This window comes from Rhodococcus sp. ARC_M5 (genome assembly GCF_022810405.1).
Lineage (GTDB): Bacteria > Actinomycetota > Actinomycetes > Mycobacteriales > Mycobacteriaceae > Rhodococcoides > Rhodococcoides navarretei.
The window spans coordinates 141,493-163,960 of the sequence record NZ_JALGQE010000003.1 but is presented as its reverse complement, the minus strand read 5'-3'; the positions used below and the strand labels follow the sequence as shown (position 1 = coordinate 163,960).

The 22,468-nt window shown below is 65.1% G+C and carries 23 protein-coding genes; 6 read left to right on the top strand and 17 right to left on the bottom strand.

The window, feature by feature from the left end:
- Window positions 1–208 precede the first annotated feature (208 nt).
- Window positions 209–1,513: a M18 family aminopeptidase gene (locus MTX34_RS06260; RefSeq protein WP_243593973.1), complete on the bottom strand. Its 1,305-nt coding sequence runs from the start codon at window positions 1,511–1,513 to the stop codon at window positions 209–211.
- Window positions 1,514–1,571: 58 nt separating this feature from the next.
- Here MTX34_RS06260 and MTX34_RS06255 point away from each other — a divergent pair, with 58 nt between their 5' ends.
- Complete coding sequence (locus tag MTX34_RS06255; protein WP_243608803.1) at window positions 1,572–2,468, top strand: hypothetical protein; 897 nt, start codon at window positions 1,572–1,574, stop codon at window positions 2,466–2,468.
- A gap of 25 nt (window positions 2,469–2,493) precedes the next feature.
- On the opposite strand, the gene MTX34_RS06250 is transcribed toward MTX34_RS06255, so the two are convergent.
- The 5 genes from MTX34_RS06250 to purS are packed head-to-tail and all read right to left on the bottom strand — an operon-like array spanning window position 2,494 to window position 4,283.
- Window positions 2,494–2,655 (bottom strand): hypothetical protein, encoded by a 162-nt coding sequence (locus MTX34_RS06250; RefSeq protein ID WP_243593851.1) that lies wholly within the window; start codon window positions 2,653–2,655, stop codon window positions 2,494–2,496.
- Window positions 2,652–2,981 (bottom strand): hypothetical protein, encoded by a 330-nt coding sequence (locus MTX34_RS06245; protein ID WP_243608802.1) that lies wholly within the window; start codon window positions 2,979–2,981, stop codon window positions 2,652–2,654. The genes MTX34_RS06250 and MTX34_RS06245 overlap by 4 nt, the downstream gene beginning before the upstream one ends.
- 4 nt (window positions 2,982–2,985) lie before the next feature.
- A complete protein-coding gene (locus tag MTX34_RS06240) occupies window positions 2,986–3,336 on the bottom strand; it encodes a VOC family protein (RefSeq protein WP_243608801.1) in 351 nt (116 codons plus the stop codon).
- 36 nt (window positions 3,337–3,372) lie between these two features.
- On the bottom strand, window positions 3,373–4,050 hold the full coding sequence (gene purQ / locus MTX34_RS06235; RefSeq protein WP_243608800.1) for a phosphoribosylformylglycinamidine synthase subunit PurQ: 678 nt from the start codon (window positions 4,048–4,050) through the stop codon (window positions 3,373–3,375).
- A complete protein-coding gene (gene purS / locus MTX34_RS06230) occupies window positions 4,047–4,283 on the bottom strand; it encodes a phosphoribosylformylglycinamidine synthase subunit PurS (protein WP_032371340.1) in 237 nt (78 codons plus the stop codon). Before purS ends, purQ begins: the two co-directional genes overlap by 4 nt.
- A gap of 100 nt (window positions 4,284–4,383) precedes the next feature.
- Here purS and MTX34_RS06225 point away from each other — a divergent pair, with 100 nt between their 5' ends.
- Entirely contained in the window at window positions 4,384–5,022 is a 639-nt protein-coding gene (locus tag MTX34_RS06225) for an MBL fold metallo-hydrolase (RefSeq protein WP_243593856.1), read from the top strand.
- Here MTX34_RS06225 and MTX34_RS06220 read toward each other — a convergent pair.
- The 5 genes from MTX34_RS06220 to MTX34_RS06200 all read right to left on the bottom strand — a co-directional run bounded on the left by MTX34_RS06220 (window position 5,019) and on the right by MTX34_RS06200 (window position 9,614).
- Window positions 5,019–5,639 carry an LppP/LprE family lipoprotein gene (locus tag MTX34_RS06220; protein ID WP_243608799.1) on the bottom strand — a complete coding sequence of 207 codons (621 nt, stop codon included), beginning with the start codon at window positions 5,637–5,639 and terminating at the stop codon, window positions 5,019–5,021. The genes MTX34_RS06225 and MTX34_RS06220 overlap by 4 nt on opposite strands.
- Before the next feature lie 193 nt (window positions 5,640–5,832).
- A complete protein-coding gene (gene thiM / locus MTX34_RS06215) occupies window positions 5,833–6,651 on the bottom strand; it encodes a hydroxyethylthiazole kinase (protein WP_243593858.1) in 819 nt (272 codons plus the stop codon).
- 171 nt (window positions 6,652–6,822) lie between these two features.
- Entirely contained in the window at window positions 6,823–7,524 is a 702-nt protein-coding gene (locus MTX34_RS06210) for a DUF2334 domain-containing protein (protein ID WP_243608798.1), read from the bottom strand.
- A gap of 55 nt (window positions 7,525–7,579) precedes the next feature.
- On the bottom strand, window positions 7,580–8,089 hold the full coding sequence (locus MTX34_RS06205; RefSeq protein WP_374230235.1) for a glutathione peroxidase: 510 nt from the start codon (window positions 8,087–8,089) through the stop codon (window positions 7,580–7,582).
- A gap of 130 nt (window positions 8,090–8,219) precedes the next feature.
- On the bottom strand, window positions 8,220–9,614 hold the full coding sequence (locus MTX34_RS06200; protein WP_243608797.1) for a cation:dicarboxylate symporter family transporter: 1,395 nt from the start codon (window positions 9,612–9,614) through the stop codon (window positions 8,220–8,222).
- A 151-nt stretch (window positions 9,615–9,765) separates the two neighbouring features.
- Between MTX34_RS06200 and MTX34_RS06195 the strand changes: the two genes are divergently transcribed.
- A complete protein-coding gene (locus MTX34_RS06195) occupies window positions 9,766–11,343 on the top strand; it encodes a sensor histidine kinase (RefSeq protein ID WP_243593862.1) in 1,578 nt (525 codons plus the stop codon).
- The gene (locus MTX34_RS06190; RefSeq protein ID WP_243593863.1) at window positions 11,340–12,014 is read left to right on the top strand and encodes a response regulator; all 675 of its coding nucleotides are present in this window, start codon (window positions 11,340–11,342) and stop codon (window positions 12,012–12,014) included. The genes MTX34_RS06195 and MTX34_RS06190 overlap by 4 nt, the downstream gene beginning before the upstream one ends.
- Before the next feature lie 48 nt (window positions 12,015–12,062).
- Here the strand turns inward: MTX34_RS06190 and MTX34_RS06185 are convergent, their stop codons facing one another.
- Window positions 12,063–14,189 (bottom strand): S9 family peptidase, encoded by a 2,127-nt coding sequence (locus MTX34_RS06185; RefSeq protein ID WP_243608796.1) that lies wholly within the window; start codon window positions 14,187–14,189, stop codon window positions 12,063–12,065.
- A complete protein-coding gene (locus MTX34_RS06180) occupies window positions 14,186–15,070 on the bottom strand; it encodes a phosphoribosylaminoimidazolesuccinocarboxamide synthase (protein WP_243608795.1) in 885 nt (294 codons plus the stop codon). Before MTX34_RS06180 ends, MTX34_RS06185 begins: the two co-directional genes overlap by 4 nt.
- Window positions 15,071–15,132: 62 nt before the next feature.
- Between MTX34_RS06180 and MTX34_RS06175 the strand changes: the two genes are divergently transcribed.
- Complete coding sequence (locus MTX34_RS06175) at window positions 15,133–16,545, top strand: MDR family MFS transporter (RefSeq protein WP_243608794.1); 1,413 nt, start codon at window positions 15,133–15,135, stop codon at window positions 16,543–16,545.
- 3 nt (window positions 16,546–16,548) lie between these two features.
- Here MTX34_RS06175 and MTX34_RS06170 read toward each other — a convergent pair whose 3' ends face one another.
- Genes MTX34_RS06170 through MTX34_RS06160 form a run of 3 tightly spaced genes read right to left on the bottom strand, consistent with a single transcriptional unit; the run spans window position 16,549 to window position 20,231 of the window.
- Window positions 16,549–17,604 carry an ABC transporter ATP-binding protein gene (locus MTX34_RS06170; protein ID WP_243608793.1) on the bottom strand — a complete coding sequence of 352 codons (1,056 nt, stop codon included), beginning with the start codon at window positions 17,602–17,604 and terminating at the stop codon, window positions 16,549–16,551.
- A complete protein-coding gene (locus MTX34_RS06165; protein ID WP_243593868.1) occupies window positions 17,601–19,169 on the bottom strand; it encodes an iron ABC transporter permease in 1,569 nt (522 codons plus the stop codon). The genes MTX34_RS06170 and MTX34_RS06165 overlap by 4 nt, the downstream gene beginning before the upstream one ends.
- A 3-nt stretch (window positions 19,170–19,172) precedes the next feature.
- Window positions 19,173–20,231, bottom strand: coding sequence for an iron ABC transporter substrate-binding protein (locus MTX34_RS06160; RefSeq protein ID WP_243608792.1), 1,059 nt, complete (start codon window positions 20,229–20,231; stop codon window positions 19,173–19,175).
- A 117-nt stretch (window positions 20,232–20,348) separates the two neighbouring features.
- On the opposite strand from MTX34_RS06160, the gene MTX34_RS06155 reads away from it, so the two are divergent.
- Complete coding sequence (locus tag MTX34_RS06155) at window positions 20,349–21,542, top strand: FAD-dependent monooxygenase (RefSeq protein ID WP_243608791.1); 1,194 nt, start codon at window positions 20,349–20,351, stop codon at window positions 21,540–21,542.
- Here MTX34_RS06155 and MTX34_RS06150 read toward each other — a convergent pair.
- Entirely contained in the window at window positions 21,539–22,432 is an 894-nt protein-coding gene (locus tag MTX34_RS06150; RefSeq protein ID WP_243608790.1) for a siderophore-interacting protein, read from the bottom strand. The genes MTX34_RS06155 and MTX34_RS06150 overlap by 4 nt on opposite strands.
- Window positions 22,433–22,468: the final 36 nt, after the last annotated feature.

Below are 22,468 nucleotides of genomic sequence, written 5' to 3'. Positions count from 1 at the left end.
AGCGAATCCGCGCGCACCTGGCGAATGCGCGCGCGTTTGCGATTGCCGAACGAGGAACGATGTCGCGCCGCGGTATTCGGCTTCCGCCCACACCCTCCGCCCCATCGGGATTCGCAAACGCGCGCGCGTTTGCTGAATCACCCCGGATTAGGTAGCGAATCCGCGCGCAGCTGACGAATGCGCGCGCGTTTGCGACCGGTGATCGGGCTCAGGCAGGGGCGAGGAAGGCCGCCAAGGCGTCGGCGTACAGCTTCACGTCCGCGGCTCCCATCAACTCTCGCGAGGAGTGCATGGCGAGCTGCGCTGCACCGACGTCCACCGTCGACAGTCCGGTGCGCGACGCAGTGATCGGCCCGATGGTCGATCCGCACGGCAGATCGGCGCGATGTACGTAGCGCTGCAGGGGAACTCCGGCCTGATCACACGCTAGTGCGAAGGCACCCGCACCCGCGGAATCCGTTGCGTAGCGCAGGTTCTGGTTGACCTTCAGCACCGGTCCCCCGCCGAGCTCGATGCGGTGCGCAGGCTCGTGCCGATCCGGGTAGTTCGGATGCGTTGCGTGTGCCATATCGCCCGATGCACAGACGGATCCGGCCATCGCGCGGAGAAACTCCTCACGGCCACCGCCGCGTCCGATCACGATGCGCTCGAGCACGGTGTTCAGCAGATCCGAGAACGCGCCGCGGTCGGACATGCTGCCGACTTCCTCGTGATCGAACAGCGCAAGAACCGGCGTGACGGCAGTCGGATTGTCGACTGCTGCAAGCAAAGCCTGAGTTCCGGCGTAGCAGGTACCTTGATTGTCCAGACGCGGCGCACTGACCAGCTCGGACTCGACGCCCACGACGGCACTGGGCGCGAGATCGTGTGTCATCAGCTCCCAACCCAACACCGAATGCGGGTCGACGCCTTCTCGCTCGGCGACGTAGGAGATGAACGACTGCGGCGAATTGCCTACTCCCCAAATGGCATTGACGTGCCGCTGCGGATCGAGGGTGACGCCCTTACGATCCTCGGACAGGTGGATCGCCAGCTGAGGAACTCGCAGAATGGGCTCGTCGACTTTCACCAGCACCTCGCGCACGGCATTTCCGTCGCGCACACTCAACCGGCCGGAGATACCCAGATCGCGGTCGAGCCAGGAGTTGAGCCACGCGCCGCCGTACGGTTCGAGGCCCACCATCTGCCAGCCTGCGGACTGCAGATCGGGATGCTGCTTCACGCGGAGGTTCGGGCTGTCGGTGTGTCCGCCGACGATGCGGAAGGGGCCATCGGGAGTGGAGCCTGCGGAACGACCCGAATCACGCTCGGTACTCCACGCGACGAGCGAACCGCCGCGGATGAGGTAGTAGCGACCCGCCTCGGTCGGCCATGCATCGGTCTCGTCCAGCCGCACGAACCCGGCATCCTCGAGCTGCACCGACACCGTCCGACACACATGGAACGGGGACGGCGAGACGTCGACGAAGTTGCAGAGACCGGTTGCGGAGGCGTGAGTCGACATGGGAACCATTGTGGCAGCCGCCGCGTCGAACACCTCGAGAGCACACACCGACCGGGGGGACAACGTCATGAAATTTCATTCTTTGCCTGACTACGGCGCAGTTCATGCGACCACATTCGCCATCGTGCGGATGAAGACGATCGAAGCATTTCGTAAGCGAGGGGTGGTGGTTCACCGAGAGGACGCGACGACTTTGGCGGTGGGCTCGGGCGTTCGTATGTCACTGAACAATGTGTTCGCTCGGTGCTCCGGGGTGAGTCGATCGGCGTGGGACGGCATCATCGCCGGCCATGTCGACCTCATGATCGAGACGATGCGCGAGGCGGATCCCACGTTCTTCACCGGACTGTCGGACGACGAGTTCCACTCGAGGCTGCGCGAGCGCGTCATCGCTCCGTCCGCCCTGGCGGCTATGGGTGAGTGCGAGTACGAGTATTCCGTCCCGCTACTCGACGTGCCGGGCGCACCGAGGCGGGTACTGAACCTGTCTTCTCCGAATCGCGCTGTGACACTGGCAGATCGACATCTCGTAGGCCGAGATCTGAACGCCGCCTGGGCAGCCGGCCGAAGGAACACCGCAGCGCTGAAGTTCGAGGACGGCCGAATTCTCAGCAGAAACGGCATCGACATCGACGTCCTCAGCGGCGATTCGATCTACCTCGCGTCGAAAGTCGCCGATATGTCCACGCTGATCTCCGCACACCTCGGCGAATGTCTGTACGGCGTATTGTTCGTCGTTCCCAATGCCTACGAGTTCATTTTTCACCGGCCACGCAACGCCGACGTGGCGCTCGCGGCAGCAGCCGAGCTCGCCGATCTGGCAGATATGTTCAGTCGTGACACGCCGAGCCCACTGTCACGCTCGGTGTTCTTCTGGCGAGACGGCGAGTACTGCGACGTATCGAGCGGGCCCACGGGAGTTTTCGCCTCTACCTTGGCAGAGCTGCGAGCGTGCGCGGCCTGACCGCGATCACGTGCCGGTAGACCCGCTATTCGGGCGGCGGAGTGGTGGGCCGTCCGGCTGCAGCGTCGCGAATCCAGTCGGGTACGGGTTGATGATCGCGTTCGGCCATGGTGATGTACGCGCGGGCAGCGGCGGCGGCGACCGTGGGCCGTGGTGCTCTGACGTTGCGTTCGTCGGTGGTGGTCATCGCGGGTCCTCCTGCTCGCTCTCGCCGTCAGTGTCCTCGGTTTCGCGCGGTTGCGCCAGTGCGCGACGTGCAGATCGGCCCGCAACGGCCAGCAGCACCTTGCGTTCGGTGCTGGTGATGAGCGGGGAGTCGGTGACCGTCGCAAAGACGTCCCAGCCGAGTTCTGCTTCGTCATCACTGTCACTGACGGTGTGGTCGAGGCACCAGGTGATGCGTTGCCAAGCCTGGGCCCGTTTGTCGGCGACGGTGCGCTGACGAATGGTGAGAGCGACTCCGAGGACGGCGAGCACACCGACGATCAGGGTGACCCACGATTGGGCGGGCATCCGCTCAGTGCGACCCGGACACGCAGAACGAGTTGCCGTCGGGATCGGTCAGGGTGACCCAACGAAAGTCGCCCATGGTGTGCTGGGCAACTTCACTCGCACCCGCCTCGAGCAGGCGCGCGACCTCACCGTCGAGATCAGCGGTGGTCATGTCGAGGTGGACGCGATTCTTGCCGGGCGTCGGGTCGTCGATCTTCTGAAAGGCCATTCGGTACGGCGCGGCGGCGAGTTCGACGACGTAGAACCAGCCGTCGTTCTCCTCCACGATCGTTCCGTCCACCTGCGCCGCCCACCAGCGTGCGAGCGGTTTCGGATCGGTGGTGTCGAACGTGATCATGCCCAACGTCAGTGTCATGGCGGCACGATAACCGCCGCCACCGACAGGTTCGAGTCAGGAGTTGACGATCGTGTCCAGTGCCGAGTAGAAGATGCCCAAGCCGTCGTCACTCGGTCCGGTCAGTGGCTCGGTGGCGTGCTCGGGGTGCGGCATCAAACCGACGACCCGGCCGTTGGCCGAGGAGATACCGGCGATCCCGCGCTGCGATCCGTTCGGGTTGGTTCCGCTGTAACGGAACACCACCCGGCCCTCGCCCTCGAGCTCGTCGAGCACGTTCTGCGGTGCTTGGAAGCGACCTTCGGCGTTCTTGACCGGAATCAGGATCTCCGCACCGGGCTCGTAGCGCGACGACCACGCAGTGTCGGTGTTCTCCACTGCCAGCCACTGATCGCGGCAGACGAAGTGGAGCCCTTCGTTGCGGGTCAGCGCGCCTGGAAGGAGCCCCACCTCACAGAGCACCTGAAAGCCGTTGCAGATACCGAGAACCGGCATACCGCCCTCGGCTGCTTTCACGACGGACTCCATCACGGGAGCGAAGCGGGCGATTGCGCCGGCCCGGAGGTAGTCGCCGTAGGAGAATCCGCCGGGTACGACGATGGCGTCGACGTTCTTCAGATCGGCGTCGGCGTGCCACAGACTGACGGCTTCTCCGCCGGCAAGGGTGACTGCGCGGGAGGCGTCGACGTCGTCGAGTGTGCCGGGGAAGGTGATGACACCTACGCGGGCGCTCATGAGATGCGGGTCACTTTCCAGTCCTCGATCACCGTGTTGGCGAGCAGCGATTCGGCGATTTTCTCGAGCTCCGCGTCGTCGACGGAATCGTCGATCTCGAGCTCGAAACGCTTGCCCTGGCGAACGTCGGACACGCCGGAGATTCCCAGACGGCCGAGCGCACCCGCGATCGCCTGACCCTGCGGATCGAGAATCTCGGCCTTGGGCATGACATCGACAACGACTCGGGCCACGAAAGTGCTCCTTGAAATACGTACAGCAAGACAGTTACCGGCAGGTGGGAGTCTACGCAGCCCTGGCGGGAGGCGCGAAACCGCGCTTACTGTGGAGTCCATGCGGCTGACTCACTTCGGACATTCCTGCGTTCTCGTCGAACTCAACGGCACCACCGTCCTGTTCGATCCGGGCACGTTCTCCCACGGGTTCGAGGGCATCACCGGACTCGACGCCATCCTCGTCACCCATCAGCACCCGGATCACGTCGATCTGCAACGACTTCCCGCTCTCGTCGAGGCCAATCCGCGAGCGGCACTACACGCCGATCCGATGACCGCGGGCCAACTCGGCGGCAAGTGGGCGGCGGCTCCTGCAGGCAAGGCCTTCACTGTCGGCGGCATCACCGTCACCGGCGTGGGCGGCACTCATGCCGTCATTCATCCCGAACTGCCGGAGATCGACAACACCGGCTACCTGCTCGGCACTCCGGAGAATCCAGGCCAGCTGTTCCACCCGGGCGACTCGCTGTTCGTCCCCGAGCAGCAGGTCGAGGTGCTCGCGCTTCCCGCAGCCGCGCCGTGGTCGAAGCTCTCCGAGACCGTCGAGTTCCTGCGCGCAGTGGCCCCGAGGATGGCGTTTCCCATTCACCAGGCCATCGTCGCGGAACAGGCGAGGGGCGTCTACTACGGCCGCTTCAAGGAGATGTCCGACGCCGAAATCCGCGAGCTTCCCGAGGAATCGTCCGTCTCGATCTAGCCGGTGACCTCGGGCGGGAGGGTGCCGATCATGGTCACCTGCGTCCCGTCCCAGCGATAGTCGATCGTCACCGGGCCGCCGGTGGGATTGGCGTTGGCGTCGTTCGCGAGCGGCCAGCGGTAGTTCACTGTGACGGTATCGACGGATTGCGCCGCCACAGAAGTGAATCCGTAGGGCTCGAGCGTGGCCGTGCCCAGATACTCGGCGTCGTGGAAGAACAGCAGATGCGTCGGCGAGCTCACCGTCGCGCCGTACGGCAGCGCTTCCACCCAGGTGAACGACGCACACGGATCGCCCATGTCGGTGGCGACCCAGGGTGAATCGGCGAACACCAGCGGCAGCGAGTCCACGGCCTGTGTCACCGGTGCCGACGCCAGATCGAGACACTGCGGCTCGTCGTCAGGCGGGCCCATCGGAACCAGGTCGCCGGCCTCCTCGGGCGGGGTCTGCTGCGGCTGCGTTCCTTCGGTTGCCGGATCCGGCGTCACCTGTGCTGGGCTTTCCGGTGTGGTCGCCGAAACGGCCGAGGACGGTGCTGCCGACGGCGTTCCCTGCTCCGACCCGCCGCACGCGACGAGAGCTGTTGCACCGACTGCAAGGAGCAGAAGTCGTTTCATGTAGACCGCCTGGTTCGATTTGTCCGACGCCAGGTATGTCCACTCGCAAACATGTTCCGTTACATCACGTTTCGGTCAAGAGGGCGTAACCTCCGCAGCGATCTGCATTTTTCGCACCACTACGCGCACATTTCGCGACATTCCCACGCATATTGCTGCACAGTGGAGCACCAGTTGCACACTGGAGCGCGTGTCATTCAGGCCAGCCGATGTCGAGCCGAACCAATTCACGAATTGCCGACTCGTCGACCGTGTCGAGTCCGTCGAGGAATGCGACGGCGAAGGATCCCGGCCGCGAAGTCGACCGGGCCGCGATCTCCGACGCCACCGCAACATGCGCATGCGCGGCGACGGCACCGATCAGCACAGTCGGAGCAACCGAGCAGTACGCCGCCGTCAGCGCACCGAGCGCACACCCGGTAGCCGTAACCCGTTGCAGCAGTGCGCTTCCGCCACCCACCTTCACCATGCCGTCGGGGCCGAGAATGTGATCGGTCTCCCCCGATGCAGCCACCACCTCGGCTCGGTCCAGCAAAGAACGCGCCGCATCGACCGAATCTGCCGCGTGCGCAGACGAATCCACTCCCCTTGATCCACCCTCAGCGCCCGCCAGACCCATCACCTCCGACGCGTTTGCACGAATGACGCTGGGCCGGTTGACAAGTAGCTCAACGGCCACCTGGGTTCGCCACGGCAGACCGCCGGCTCCCACCGGATCGAGTACCCACGGCTTCCCCGCTGCCCTCGCTGCGGCCGACGCCAGGTGAGCACTCTCCACCTGGGCAGCCGTCGGTGTTCCGAGATTGATCAGGACCGCGTCGGCGATCTCGGCGAAGCCGGCCGCTTCCTCGGGGTTGTCCACCATCGCGGGAGCAGCCCCGGCAGCCAACAGTGCATTGGCGACGAACTGCACCGACACGGTGTTGGTCAGACACTGCACCAACGGATTGCGTTCGCGCAGAAGTCGATGTGCGTGGGCGATGTCGTCCAGGGTCACACTCGAGGCACTCATCGATCCGAGTCTACGACCGCACCCACCCCGTTCGCGTCAATGGACCACTGCACACGTCTGAGCGGTGCAGTGGCACATTCACGCAGCTACTCGGTGCGCGTGAGTGGCGCTTTGCATACGTCTGGGCCGTGCAAGGGTCCATTGACGCAGAGCCGGGGGTGCAGCGAGGAACTACGCCACGCGGGCTTTGGTTCGCGGGATCCATTCGTACACGCCGGCCTCGGCTCCGTGGTGTAGGGAGAGGTCGATCGCGTCGAGGACTGCCTGCCGCGGCGCGGGCCGTCCGAGTTGCTTGGCACTGATGGCCAGGCGCACCACTCCGCCGCGTCGGGCGGTGCGGCCTGCGCCGAGTACCAGAGCTTTGAACCACCAGGGTTCGGCTTTGAATCCTTCGCCGATTCCCCACACCCGAGCGCGCACGACTCCGTCACGATCGAGATCGTGAATGCCGTTCAGTGAAGCGAGGGTTCGGAAGCCGGCGTCGGGCAGGGCTTCGACGGCTCCGGGTGAGGCGATCCAGCGCGGAGCGGCGAACACTCGGGTGCGCAGGCCGGTCTGTTCCATGACGCGGTCAGCGGCCATCAATCGAAGTCGGGCTTCGTGACGCGGTAGTGCGGAGAACTCGGAGCGTCGACGCTTCGTCGCGGCCTGGTCGTAGCCGTGCAGAACGATCGCGTCGCCACCGTCGCGTCGGGCCCGCAACCACTCCTGAGTGGGCACGTCCGCTGCGAGGCGGTACTTGTCCTTCAACCGAGGCGCGACGAGCAGCGACAGCGGGACGCCTCGTCCGTCGAGGATTCGCGCGAACTCGGCGGCGTGCTCGTAGGTGTCGTTCTTGATTCCGCTCACCGACACGATCAGGCGTCCAGACATGACTCGAGCCTCGCACACCAGTGTGAACGAGGCTCGACGTCGATGCAGACAGAAGCTAAACGGCGATCGTTTCCTTCGGCAGGATCTTGTCGATCGCGGCGAGCACCTCGGGGGCGTCCGGCTCGGTGCGCGGACGGAAGCGGTTCGTGACGACTCCGTCGGGCGAGATCAGGAACTTCTCGAAGTTCCACTGGACGTCTCCGGCCTTGCCGTCGGCGTCCTCGGCCTGGGTCAATTCGGCGTACAACGGGTGCTGGTTGTCACCGTTGACGTCGACCTTCTCGGTCATCGCGAACGTGACGCCGTACGTGGTGGAGCAGAAAGTTTCGATTTCTTCGGCGGTACCGGGCTCCTGGCCACCGAATTGGTTGCAGGGCACTCCGACGACCGAGAGGCCACGGGCCGAGTATTCGTTGGCGAGCTTCTCGAGCTTCTCGTACTGCGGGGTCAGTCCACACTTGGAGGCGACATTGACCACGAGGACGGCTCTTCCGGCGTACTCGTCGAGCGAGGTGGGCGCACCACCCAGCGTGTTGATGCCGATGTTCTGAACTTCAGTCATCACCCGAACTTACCTGTGAGTACCGACAGAATGGAACCGACGCACAAAAGCAAGTACGACCCCGCTGGTGGCGGGGTCGTACTTGCGTTCTTCCGAACCGGGCGACGGGGGGATGCGCGGCGCCCGGCAGGTATTACGCCTTGGCGGCGGCTTTTTCGATGACGACCTGCTTGTCGGCGGGTCGGTCGTCCTCGGGGAGGTGGTCGTCGACCATGGTTGCTTCATCGAACGGATGCTGGCCGTCCAGCGTTTCCTTGACACGTCCGGCATCGAGGGTCTTGGTCCAAGTGCCCACGAGCAGGGTCGCCACCGCGTTGCCGGAGAAGTTGGTCAGTGCGCGGGCCTCGGACATGAATCGGTCGATGCCGACGATGAGACCGACGCCGTCCAGCAACTCGGGACGGTGGCTCTGCAGACCGCCGGCCAAGGTGGCCAAGCCGGCACCGGACACTCCGGCTGCACCCTTCGAGGCGATGATCATGAACAGCAGGAGGGAGAACTGCTCACCGATCGAGAGCGGCATGTTCATGGCGTCGGCGATGAAGATCGAGGCCATCGTCAGGTAGATCGCGGTGCCGTCGAGGTTGAACGAGTACCCGGTGGGGACGACGATGCCTACGGTGGTCCGTTCGACTCCGACGTGCTCCATCTTGGCGATCAAACGCGGCAGGGCCGACTCGGAGGAGCTGGTCGCGACGATGAGCAGGTACTCCCGGCCCAGGTACTTCGCCAGCTTGAAGATGGAGAAACCGGTGACGAATCGCAGAATCAGACCCAGGAACCCGAAGACGAAGATGAAGCAGGTGATGTAGAAGGCCAGCATCAGCGTGCCGAGCTGAATCACCGCGTCGAACCCTGTCTTGCCGACGACACCGGCGATGGCGCCGAAGGCACCGATCGGGGCGAGCCACAGGATCATGGTGAGGATGCGGAAGACGAGCTTCTGCACTGCACCGATGCCTTTGAGGATTCCTTCGCCCTGCTTGCCCATGGCCTGCAGCGCGAAGCCGACCAGGATGGCGACGAAGAGAGTCTGCAGCACGCTACCCGCGGTCAGCGAGGACAACAGTGTGTCCGGGATGATGCCGGCGATGAAGTCCATGGTGCCGCCGGCACCCTCCGCGTCCTCGGCGTACTCGGCGCCACCACCAGGAACGATGTTGAGTCCCTCGCCCGGCTGGATGAGGTTGCCGACGACCATGCCGATGCCGAGTGCGATGGTCGACATTGCGATGAAGTAGGCCAGAGCCAGGCCGCCGACGCGACCGACACTGGCTGCGGCGCGGACCGATCCGATGCCGAGGACGATGGTGCAGAAGATGACCGGGCTGATCATCATCTTGATCAGGCTGACGAACAGCGTGCCGAGAACGGCCAGCTCGACGCCGAAGTCCTTCCACAGCAGGCCGACGGCCACACCGGCGATCACGGCGATGATCACGGCGATGTAGAGCCAGTGAGTCTTGTCGCGCTTCTTCTTGGGCTCGGTGGGCGGGATCTCGTGCCGCTCGCCATCGATGATTGTCATGAATGTTCCTTCTGGTTTCAGGTGAAGCGCGAGTCGAACTGCTGACTTCGTGACTACGGGGAGTGGAGTGAGGTGCATCACCCCTGCTGAGAGATGATGTTGCTCGACGCCGTGACAGGAGTCACCTATACGTTCATTTCGTTCACACCGAATGTTCTTGCTCGAAAGGAATGCGTTGTCCTCGAAGCGCCCGCTGAGCGTCGCCGGCCAGGTCTTGGTGTTGCAGCTCGTCGTCATCGGCGTCGTCGTGTTCGCCGGCGGCATCCTGACGGTGCTCAACGAACGGTCCAACAGCGACGACGCGACCCGACGCGAAGTCACGGCGATCGCGGTGAGCATCGCCAACGAACCGTCGACGCCTATCGCGATCGAGTCCGACGACCCGACGTCGCGTCTGCAACCGGAAACCGAGAAGATCAGGCAGGTCACCGGCGTCGACTTCATCGTCGTCATGGCTCCGGATCGCACCCGATTCACGCACACCACCGTCGACCTGATCGGTAAACCGTTCAGCGGCAACATCGATCGCGCATTGCAGGGCGAGACGTTCACCGAGACGTACGTCGGTTCTCTCGGTCCGTCGATCCGTTCGGTCACACCGGTCACCGACTCGTCCGGCGAGATAGTCGGGCTCGTTTCGGCGGGAGTCACCCGGCAGAAGATCAGCGATCAGTTCTTCCAGGGCCTTCCGCTCATCATCGGGGTCGTGCTCGCCGCCTTTGTCGTCGCCGCAGCGGGTTCGACATTGCTCAGCCGACGGCTCCGGCGTCAGACACTGGGAATGGCACCGGCGGAACTGCGCACGATGTACGAACATCACGACGCCGTCCTGCACTCGATCGGTGAGGGACTGCTGGTGTTCGGCCGCGGCGACGAGGCGGAGTTGGTCAACGACGAGGCCCGACGCCTCCTCGATCTGCCGGAGGGCCCGGTCTCGTTCGAGTCGTTGCCGGAGTCGATGCAGCAGATGGACACCGGCATCGTGCGCGGCGAATTGCATCTGACGAAGGATCGCGTGCTCGTCGTCAACCAGGATCCGGTGATGTGGGAGGGCCGACGCCTGGGCAATGTTCTGACGATTCGCGATCAGACCGAATTGCGTTCGTTGATGGGTGAATTGGACTCGGTCCGCAGCTTTGCGGAGTCGCTGCGTTCGCAAGCTCACGAGTCGGCGAACAGGCTGCACACGGTCATCACGATGGTCGAGCTCGGTCGACCCGAGGAGGCCGTCGAGTTCGCGACGGCCGATCTCGAACTCTCCCAGACGCTGATCGACCGCCTGATGAACTCCGTCGGCGAGCCTGCACTCGCGGCGCTGCTGCTGGGCAAGGTCAGTCAGGCCGCCGAGCAGGGCGTGGAGCTGACGATCACCGATGACACCGCGATGGAGCACGAGGGTGTGCTCACTGCCCGTGAATTGGTCACGCTGGTCGGCAATCTGATAGACAATGCGATCGATGCCTCGAAAGAATCCGACCAACCGTGGGTCGAAGTGACGGTCCGCGACGCCGACGGTGAACTCGTCGTCCGGGTCGCCGACAGCGGTCCGGGAATGCCGCCCGAAACGCTGAAAGCTGCTCTGCGGCGCGGCTACTCGACCAAGTCCGGCTCGCGCGGGCTCGGCTTGGCATTGGTAGCCCAGGTGATCACGCGCCATCGAGGCACTCTGACGTCGGAAGTGACGTACGGATCGGTCCTGGTTGCGACCATTCCGGGAGCTACCTCGTGATCCGGGTGCTGATCGTCGACGACGAACCGCTGATCGCCGAGGCTCACAAGACGTACGTCGAGCGCACCCCGGGCTTCGAAGTGGCCGGGGTGGCGCACACCGGCGCGTCGGCTATGCGCTTCGCCAGTACCGAGGCCGTCGATCTGGTGTTGCTCGACATCGGCCTGCCCGACGCCAGCGGCATCGACGTGGCCGCCGCGCTCGGCGGTCTGCGACCGAGCCCCGACGTCATCGCCATCACCTCCGAGCGGGATCTGTCGGTGGTGCGTTCGGCGGTGGCGCACGGCATCGTGCTGTATCTGCTCAAGCCTTTCACGTTCGCTGCGTTCCGCGACAAACTCGAGCGCTATCGCGAATTCCATGCCGCATTGCCTGCCGGCGAGAACGCGTCGAGTCAACGCGACATCGACCGTGCCATGGCGCATCTACGGACGGCCGACGAACGCGTCTCGACTCCCAAAGGCATTGCCCCGCAGACGATGGACGGCATCACCGCCAGCGTCAAGGAAGCGGCCGACGGACTCAACGCATCCGAGGCCGCCAAGGTCGTCGGAGTCTCCCGAGTGACGGCATGGCGATACCTCGAACGCCTCGCCGACGACGGACTGGTCACCCGGCACACCGAATACGGTAAGGCCGGGCGACCGCAGGTCCGCTACGTCTGGCGTTAGAGCGGCTGCGCCGCATGTGAGCGGAAATTCGTAGCAGGCTACGAATTTCTATGCACGTGCGCCGGAGGCGCTCACAATCCACGCGTACTCGAAAGCCGCTTCTTTCCATTTCTCATAGCGTCCGCTGACTCCGCCGTGTCCGGCGCTCATTTCGGTCTTGAGGAGCAGGTCCGAGTCCCCCGTCTTGGTTGCGCGCAGCGCAGCAACCCATTTGGCGGGCTCGACGTAGAGGACGCGGGTGTCGTTGATGGACGTGATCGCCAGGATCGACGGGTAGTCCTTCGCCTCGACGTTCTCGTAGGGACTGTACGACTTCATGTAGTCGTACACCTCCTTGTCCGCCAACGGGTTTCCCCATTCGTCCCATTCGATGACCGTCAGCGGCAGCGACGGGTCGAGGATGGAAGTGAGCGGATCCACGAACGGAACGTTGGCGAGGATGCCGTTGAACAACTCCGGCGCGAGGTTGGCGACCGCGCCCATCAGCAGTCCGCCCGCGCTGCCGCCGTCGGCGACCAGGTGCTTCGGTGAGGTGCGTCCGGTGTCGATGAGATGCTGTGCGGCAGCGATGAAGTCGGTGAACGTGTTCTTCTTCTTCAGCGTCTTGCCGTTGTCGTACCAGTGCCGACCCATCTCACCACCGCCGCGCACGTGCGCGACGACGAAGACGATGCCGCGGTCGAGCAACGACAACCGAGCGACGGAGAACGACGGGTCCATCGACGCCTCGTACGATCCGTAGCCGTAGAGCAACGTCGGCGCAGGCCCTTCGGGGACGTCCTTGCGCGCGATGACCGACAGCGGAATCTGCGTGCCATCGGGCGCAGTGGCCCACTCACGATGCTGCACATAGTCCGCGGCGTCGAACTTCCCCAGAACCGGCTGGGACTTGCGGAGCAGCAGTTCGCCACTGGCGATGTCGAGGTCGTAGACCTGCCCGGGAGTGATGAACGAGGTGTAGACCATCCGCAGCAGAGGCTGATCCCACTCGGGGTTCGAGCCGGCTCCGACCGAGTAGAGCTCCTCGTCGAACTCGAGCTCGCGGTATTCGCCGTATCCCTCGTCGGTCAGCGGCCAGATCGCCATGCGGGTCAATGCTTCTCGCCGGTAGGTGAAGATCAGATGTCCGGCGAAGGCGTCGATGTCCTCGACTCGGACGTCGTCGCGATGCGGCACCAGGATGCGCTGATCCAAAGGATCGCTCACCGGAGCCTCCGCGAGCAGGAAGTTCTCGGCCTTCTCCCCCTCGGTACCCCAGCCGTTGACCGAGCCGTTGTGGGTGATGAGGAAGCGATCCTCACCGGCCACGACAGCGTGTTCGATGCTGTACTCGATACCGTCCGTACGCGGCAGTACGACGCGGAACTCGCCCTCGGGATCGGTGGATTCCAGCACGAGGCACTCGGAAGTGATCTTCGATCCGACCCAGATCATCAGGTACTTCTCGCTACGGGTGGAACCGAAACCGACCCAGTAGCTTTCGTCGGGCTCGTGAAAGACCTTGACGTCCCCGGACTTGCCGAGCGTGTGCCGCCAGACGGTGTCGGGACGCCAGGATTCGTCGACCGTCAGGTAGAACACGTGCGTGGCGTCGGCGGTCCAGGTGGCACCCGGCGCGACGTTCTCGATGGTGTCGGCGAGCAGCTCGCCGGTCTCGAGGTTCTTGAAACGCAACGTGTACCGCTCGTCGCCCTCGGTGTCGGTGGAGTACGCCAGCAGCGTGCCGTCGAGGCTGATCGAGAATGCACCGAGGGAGAAGAAGTCGTGACCCTCCGCCTCAAGATTGGCGTCGAGCAGGACCTGCTCACCGGGAACGTCCACGTCGGACGACAACGTCGGCGGGGTCCAATCGTCGGGAGAGTCGACGGGGCAACGGCATTGGAGACCGTACGACTTGCCCTCGACGGTGCGCGAGTAGTACCACCATTGGCCCATGCGCGTCGGCACGGACAGGTCGGTCTCCTGGGTTCGCGACTTGATCTCGTCGAAGATCTTGCCACGCAACGACTCCAGGCCGGCCGTCTGCTGCTCGGTGTATGCGTTCTCGGCTTCGAGGTAGGCAATCACCTCGGGATCTTCCTTGGCTCGCAACCACTCGTAGTTGTCGATGAAGGTGTCGCCGTGATGGGTGCGCTCGTGCGGCACCTTCTTGGCAACGGGTGGGGTGATCGTCATGGCGTGACCCAATCGTCGAAGTTCAGGCCCGAGATGCGCTCGTAGGCCTCGATGTAGCGGCTGCGGGTTGCGGCGACGATGTCGTCCGGCAACGGTGGTGGCGGGGTGTCGGAGCTGCGGTCCCAACCGGATTCGCCCGTCAACCAGTCGCGGACGAACTGCTTGTCGAAGCTGGGCTGGACGCGACCTTCCTGGTACGAATCGGCAGGCCAGTAACGCGAGGAATCGGGCGTGAGTACCTCATCGGCGAGGACGAGGTTACCGTCGGCGTCGGTGCCGAACTCGAACTTGGTGTCCGCGAGAATGATTCCGCGTTCCAGAGCGAAGTTGGCTGCGCGCGAGTAGATCTCGATGGTGTCTTCACGCAATTTGAACGCGAGCTCGGCTCCTACCAGGTCGACGACCTGGTCGAACGTGATGTTCTCGTCGTGGTCGCCGATCTCGGCCTTGGACGCGGGGGTGAAGATCGCTTGGTCGAGTTTGCTGGATTCGATCAACCCCGGCCGAAGCTCTACGCCGCACACCGAGCCGGTCGCGTTGTAATCCGTCAGCCCGGAGCCGGTGAGGTAGCCGCGCGCCACGCACTCGACCGGCACCATGCTCAGCTTCTTCACCACCAGTGCACGGCCGAGCAGTTCGGCGGGAATGCGTTCGTCGAGCGGATCGCCCGCCAGGTGGTTGACACCGCCGAGCTCCTCGAAGAAGAACACGCTCATGGCCGTCAACACACGTCCCTTGTCCGGAATCGGGGTGTCGAGGATGTGGTCGTATGCCGAGATTCGGTCGCTCGCGACGAGCAGCAGATGCGCGTCGTCGATGGTGTACAGATCGCGGACCTTGCCGCCGGCCAGATGCTCGTAGCTACTCAGTGATGGTCGCACGGTGTTCAACACTATCTGGGCCGGTGGCGGTGGGGGCGTCTGCAGGGATCAGACTGGTAGCTGTGGCAACGAACAACACGACCTCGGATGTCGGATTCCGCTCCGAACGCGGACCGATCCTGGTCGCGCTGATGCTCAGCACCTCTCTGGTCGCCCTCGATGCGACCATCATCGCCACGGCGGTGCTGTCCATCGTCGACGACCTGGGCGGCTTCACCCAGTTTCCGTGGCTGTTCTCCATCTATCTCCTGGCGCAGGCCGTATCGGTGCCGCTGTACGGGAAACTGGCCGACCTGTTCGGGCGCAAGAAGATCATACTGTTCGGCATCGCGGTGTTTCTGCTCGGCTCGATCCTGTGCGGACTTGCCTGGAGCATGCCCGCCCTGATCGCGTTCCGGGCGATCCAGGGTCTCGGGGCGGGCGCCGTGCAGCCCATGGGCATCACCATCGCCGGCGATATCTACACCCTGGCCGAGCGCGCCAAGGTGCAGGGCTACCTGGCCAGCGTCTGGGCCATGTCCTCGGTGCTCGGGCCTGCGCTCGGCGGGATCTTCTCCGAATACCTGTCGTGGCGCTGGATCTTCTTCGTCAACATTCCGTTGTGTGCGCTGGCGGCGGGGATGCTGTGGCGCAAGTTCGACGAGGGAGCCGTGGAACGCACCAAGCCCAAGATCGACTACCTCGGTGCCGGGCTGCTGACGGTGGGCGCAGCGATGGTGCTGCTCGGGCTGCTCGAAGGTGGACAGTCCTGGGCGTGGAACTCCCCCGTCAGCATCGCCATCTTCGCCGCCGGACTCTCGTTGCTCGCCGCTTTCGCGGTGGTTCAGACCAGAGTGGAGGAACCGATCCTGCCGCTGTGGGTGTTCACGCGTCGGGTCCTGGTGGTCAGCAGCTTCATCTCGCTGCTCGTCGGTGCATTGATCCTCGGCTTGACCTCGTACGTGCCGACGTTCGTACAAGGCGTTCTGGGTACCGGCGCGATCGTCGCCGGCTTCTCGCTGTCCACCCTGACCCTCGGCTGGCCGATCGCGGCATCCCAATCCGGACGGGTGTATCTGCGCTTCGGCTTCCGCACCACGGCGCTCGTCGGTGCCTCCATCGCGGTCGTCGGAGCGGCATTCGCCACCGGCCTCGGTGCCGATTCACAGGTGTGGCAGGTGGGCGCGGTGTGCTTCGTGATCGGCCTCGGCATGGGCCTGATCGCCAGCCCCACCCTCATTGCCGCCCAGTCGAGCGTCGAATGGTCCGAGCGCGGCGTCGCCACCTCGACCAACATGTTCGCCCGGTCCATCGGCAGCGCAGTCGGGGTCGCGATCTTCGGTGCCATCGTCAACTCGCGCGTCTCCGGCGATCCGAGCCCCGAACAACTGTCCGACGCCATCCATCCGGTCTTTCTGGGTGTCCTGGCGGCAGCAGCGGTGATGGCCGTCGCGGCACTGTTCATGCCCAACCGGGCAGCGGAACCGACCCGATAGTTCTCAACTCACCTGACGCGGAAACCAGTGCACCGGCGATGTCACGGAGACGTCCACGGCGGTGCCGGGAGCGAATCGATCGGAGGTCCGGGCGATGGCCCGGAGCAGAAGCCCGGTGTCACTGTGCCGCAGGGTGACCGAGGATTCCGGGCCGGTGAAGAACTCGTGTTCGACGAAAAATGCGCCGTCCTTGCGTTCCGAGACCGCCAGCTGTTCGGGCCGGAGCAGCGCCTGCCCGTTTCCCGTCGCTCGGGTGGTGGATTCGAGACGTCCCAGAACGGTGTCGACGTGGCCGCCCTCGGCTGCAGCGTCGACGAAGTAGGCATCGCCGACGAAGCGCGCGACGGCGGGTGTGGCGGGTCGCTCGTACACCTCACGCGGTGTGTCGATCTGGGCGCAGCGACCACCCAGCAGCACGGCGACCCGATCGGCAGTTCCGAGCGCCTCCGCCCGATCGTGGGTGACCAGGATCGACGCGGTCTTGCTGGACTGCAACAACTCTCGTACGTCCTGCCTGATCGAGGTTCGCAGTCCCGCGTCGAGGGCGGCGAACGGCTCGTCCATCAACACCACCGACGGGGCCGGAGCGAGCGCGCGCGCCAACGCGATGCGCTGCTGTTGGCCGCCCGAGAGCTCGCTGGGTTTGACCCCACCGGCGTCCGGCAGTCCGACGAGTTCGAGCATCTCGTCGACGCGGTGCGTGCGCTCTGCGCGACCGGACAGGTAGGGCCGCAGAAACCCTGCACGCAAACCGAATTCGATGTTCCTTCGTACCGACAGGTGTGGAAAGAGTCCACCCTCCTGCGGCATCAGGCCTATCCCCCGCTTCTCCGGTGGCACCTGAATCTGCCCCGCCACCGAGATGTCCCGCCCATCGGAGGTGATCCGGCCTGCATCGATGCGGTGCAGTCCCGCAATGGATCGCAACAGAGTCGTCTTGCCGCAGCCGGACGGACCGAGGACGGCGAGCATCTCGCCGTCGCCGAGGTCGAGATCGATCCCGTGCAGCACAGCCGTACTGCCGTACGAGGCCACCAGACCGGAGATCACCATGCTCATGGCAGTGCTACTCGCTTCCGCGTCGTGCGCCCCAGCGCTCGTGTCAGTACGACCGTCGGGACCACCGAGATCAGGATCAGGGCCAGGGCGTAGGGAGCCGCCTCGCCGTATCGGAACGCCTCGGTGGTGGACCACAGCGTAGTCGCGAGAGTGTCGACTCCCCGAGGGCGCAACATCAACGTCGCAGGGAGCTCCTTGGCGACGGTCAGGAAAACCAAAGCAGCCCCGGCGGCGATGCCGGGTGCCGCGATCGGAATCGTCACCCGAAGGTCGGTGCGGAGCCGGCCCGCGCCCAACGTCCGTGAGACATCCTCGAGGACAACGGGAGTGGCGTCGACGACAGCTCTTGTGCTGCCGACGGCCAACGGCAGGAACAGCACCACGTATGCCAGTACCAGCAGAACCGCCGTCTGGTAGAACGACGGCAGGAACCGGATTCCGAGAAAGACCGTGGCGAGCCCGACGGTGATACCCGGTAGCCCGTGCGCGATGTAGGTGGACAACTCGGCACCCCGAGCGGCCCTCGACGTGGATCGGGCCGCGAACAGCGCGACCGGCAACGCGAGCACGGCCACCACCACTGCGGCGGTCGCGGAGTACTGGACGGTCTTGGCCGTGACGGCCAGCACGTCCACCCAGTCGAAGGTGAATCGCAACGATCGACTCAGCCATCGCGCCAGGGCCAGTATCGGCACCACTACCGAGAGTGTCAGTGCCGCAACGACGACGGCGAGAGCCGGGATACGCCAGCGGCCGAGCACGACCGGCTCGGCCGTCCGATCGGTTCCCGATCCCACTCTCGCCGTGGCACCGCGTCGGGCACGCCGTTCGAGGAGGGTGAGCACCAACGCACCCACCACGAGGACCAGCCCGAGAACAGCGGCTGCGGTGCGATCGAGTCCCCCGCGGTACGCACTGTAGATACCGAGCGTGAAGGCGTCGTATCGCATCAGAGCCACCGCCCCGAAGTCACTGATGGTGTAGAGCGCGACCAGCAGAGCGCCCGCCGCCGCGGCCGGAACCACGCGACGGCACTCGACGGTCAGCGCCGTGCGCACGGCCCCGCGGCCGAGGGTTCGAGACACCTCGGCCAACGATGGATCGGCGGTGGCGAACGCCGCGGAGACCGGCAGCATCACCAGCGGGAAGCACGACAACGTGAGCACCAGTGCGGCACCGGAAAAGCCTGCCAACGAGGGGAATTCGGCGATCCACAGGTACCCGGACACGTAGGACGGGATGGCGAGTGGAGCAGCGAGGACCATCGCGAAGAAGCGTCGCCCCGGTAGATCGGTACGGACGGTCAACCAGGCCAGCAGCGTCCCGACCACGACGGACGCGACGAGCACGGTGAGAGTCAGTGTTGCCGTACGGATCGCGAGGTCGAGTGTGCGTTGCCGAAGGAGCAGTCGCAGCACCTTCTCGGTTCCGCCGTCGAACGCTCGAACGAACAGGTACACCAAGGGTGTCAGCGTCAGCGCTCCCACGCACAACGCGGTCGTCCCGAGAACGGGACGACCGCCGAAGTGGCGCCGCCGAAGCGGCTGGAGTGCAGACGTGGGCACCAGCTAGATGATTCCGACGTCGGTGAGCAGGGTCTGGGTCTCCTCGAGGGACGACAGCTGGCCCAGATCGAGATCGGTCGAGCCCAGCTCGGACAGCGGCGGCAGGTCGTAGTCGGAGGTGACTCCGTCGATGACGGGGTATTCGGCGGTCTCGTTCGCGAAGTACGTCTGCGATTCGGTGGAGAGCAACTCGCGCACGAAGTCGAATGCCGCTTCCTGGTTGTCCGAGTCGGCCAGCACACCGGCACCGGCGACGTTGATCAGCGCGCCGGGATCGCCGGGCTCGAAGTAGTGCAGCTCGACCGGGGCGTCGTCGCCGTTCTCGTCCTTGAAGGGGTACCAGTAGTAGTGGTTGAGCAGGCCGGTGGCGACCTGTCCGTCGTTGACTGCGGTCAGCAGCGGGTTGTTGCCCTCGAAGGCGACGGGCTCGTTGGCGACGAAGCCTTCGAGCCAGGTGCGGGCTCCGTCCTCACCGCGCTGCACGCGCAGGGCGGTGACGAAGGCCTGGAACGACGCGTTGGTGGGTGCGTAGCCGATCTGTCCGCGCCAGCGCGGGTCGAGCAGTCCGTCGATACCGGTGGGCAGGTCTGCTGCCTGCACCGAATCGGAGTTGTAGGCCAGCACGCGGGCCCGCGCGGAGGTGGCGACCCAGGTGCCGTCGGCACCGCGGTACTGCTCGGGAACGAGGGAGAGGATGTCCTCGGGCAGCGGCGCGAGGGCACCCGCCTCGTCGAGGGCACCGAGTGCGCCTGCGTCCTGACCGTAGAAGACATCCGCCGGGGTGGCGTCGCCCTCTTCGAGGATCTTCGCGGCCTGGGCGTTCGTGTTGCCCGAGTAGTCGACCTCGATACCGCCACCGATGCGCTCGATCAGTGGGTCGACGAGCTCCTCACCGCGGCCGGAGTACACCACGAGTGCGGACTCGGCGGAGGCGGACTCGGCGGAGGCGGACTCGGAGGTGGACGTGCCTTCGTCGGACGAGCCTTCCGAGCTGCATGCGACGAGACCGAGGGCGAGGGTTGCGCTGAACGAGAGCAGCGCCAGACGGCGAACGGGGAACACGGTTCTCCTGACGGAAACGGGTCATTCGGACAATTCGATGAAAGTACACCACAAAGGTGAGGCTCAGCTACTTTCCCTCCGGGATTGAACGACCAGCCGCCCGGGCATCCGCGCCCCATGTCTTCTCGTGTGCTCGTCACCGGTGCCAGCATCGCCGGACCCACTCTCGCCTTCTGGCTCGACCGAGCCGGTTACGAGGTCACCGTCGTCGAACGCGCACCGCAACTGCGACTCGGCGGCCAGAACATCGACGTGCGCGGCTCCGGCCGCGAGGTGCTGCAGCGCATGGGCCTGGACGAGACCCTGCTCGCGAACGGCACCACCGAGAAAGGCACCCGATTCGTCGACGACGCAAACGCCACCATCGCGGCCTTCCCGGCCGGCGACGGATCCCACGACGGCCCGACGGCGGAGTTGGAGATTCTGCGCGGGGAGTTCGCGCGGATTCTGGTCGAATCCGCGGGACCCCGAACCGAGTATCGCTACGGCAATCGCGTTCTCGACGTGGCCCAGGATGCCGACGGAGTCGATGTGACGTTCGCGTCGGGGCCGTCCGAGCGATTCGATCTGGTTCTCTTCGCAGACGGAATCCGTTCCAGCAGCAGGGAACTGGCGTTCGCCGGGGAGGCCGAGACCACACCCGTCGGCCTGTACACCGCCTACGGCGTACTGCCGAAGGGACCGAGCGACGACGGCTGGTGGCGCTGGTACAACGCCCCCGGATCGCGAGTGGCGAATCTGCGACCGGACAACCTCGGCACGACGCGATTCAGCCTGTCCTGGGTGTCGAACGCCGGCGGCTACGAGGGCGCGTCCACCGAGCAGGTCGTCGCCGCGCTGCGGACGCAGTTCGCCGATGTCGGTTGGGAGGTGCCCCGGATCCTGGACTCCCTCGGTCCGGACTCGGAACTGTACGTCGACTATCTGGCGCAGGTGAAGGCCCCGCGCTGGTCGAACGGCAGAATCGGCTTGCTCGGCGACGCCGCCTGGTGCGCAACGCCGTTGAGCGGAATGGGGACCACGTTGTCGGTCACCGGTGCGTACGTGCTCGCCGGTGAACTCGCACGGGCGACCGATAATCGCGCCGGGTTCGAGGCCTTCGAGGCGCGTATGCGTCCGTTCGTCGATCAGGCGCAAAGACTCCCACCCGGCGTGCCGCGCGTCGCGCATCCGAAGACCTCGGTGGGAGTCGCCGCATTTCGCACCGTCCTGCGCCTGGCCGGATCGAAGCCTGTGCAGGCCGTGACCAGCAAGTTCCTCGGCCCCGACGCGGCGACACTGGAGTTGCCGAACTACGTATTCCAGAGTTAGAGCCCCACCCGCTCGAGCAGTGCATCGAATGCCTCGCTGGCTTCCTGCTCGGTGCGGCCGGATTCGATGACGCCGTTGTACACCGCCAGCGCCTCTTCCTGGTACTGCTTGTATTTCTCGAGCCACTTCTCGGAATCGGCGCGCCAGTATCCGATGATGTCGAAGTACGCGATGTCGTAGCCCAATTCCTTGCGGAAGTGCTTGCGCACCCGACGCGAGGACGACGCCTCGCCGGCGAACCACACGTACCCACGTCCCTCGGGCACGGGGTAGGCCAGCGCCGCGTCATCGAGAACGCTTGCGCTGTCGCCGTTTCCGGATCCGATGCGCCAGTCGAAGGTGACGTCGGCCTGGGTCTCGAAGGATTGGATGTCGCCGCGTTCGAGAACCTCTACGATCGCATGCGCCCGCATCCCGGCAGGCAACTGTTCGACGAGCCGTCCGAGTGCGGGCAACCCGGTCATGTCCGCGACCAGCAACAGCCATTCGACGTCGGCGGGCGGTGAATACCAGGATCGCGGCCGGGTGAACAGCACCGTCTGCCCCGGCGCGGCCTGCTGCGCCCAGGTGGCCGCGACGCCGCCCTCGTGGGCGAAGAAGTCGATGGTCAGCTCACCGCGTGCCTCGTCGAGGCGGCGAATGGTGTAGTTGCGGCCCTCCGGTGCGTCGTCCAGACCGTGGAACCACCACACGCCGTCGACCTCGGTCATCGGCGGGGGCTTCATCTCCCCCGCCCGAGGAAAGTAGACGCCGACACATTCGTCGGGCACCCCGAGCGTGCGGTAGCCCGCGACATGCTCGCCGCCGAACGTCACGCGCACCATGTGCACGGTGAGCTGTTCCACTGCAACGACATCGGCGTAGTAGTAACCCCGCGGTTGTTCACTCATCTTCGTCCTCGATACATATCTCGACGTCACTCTTGC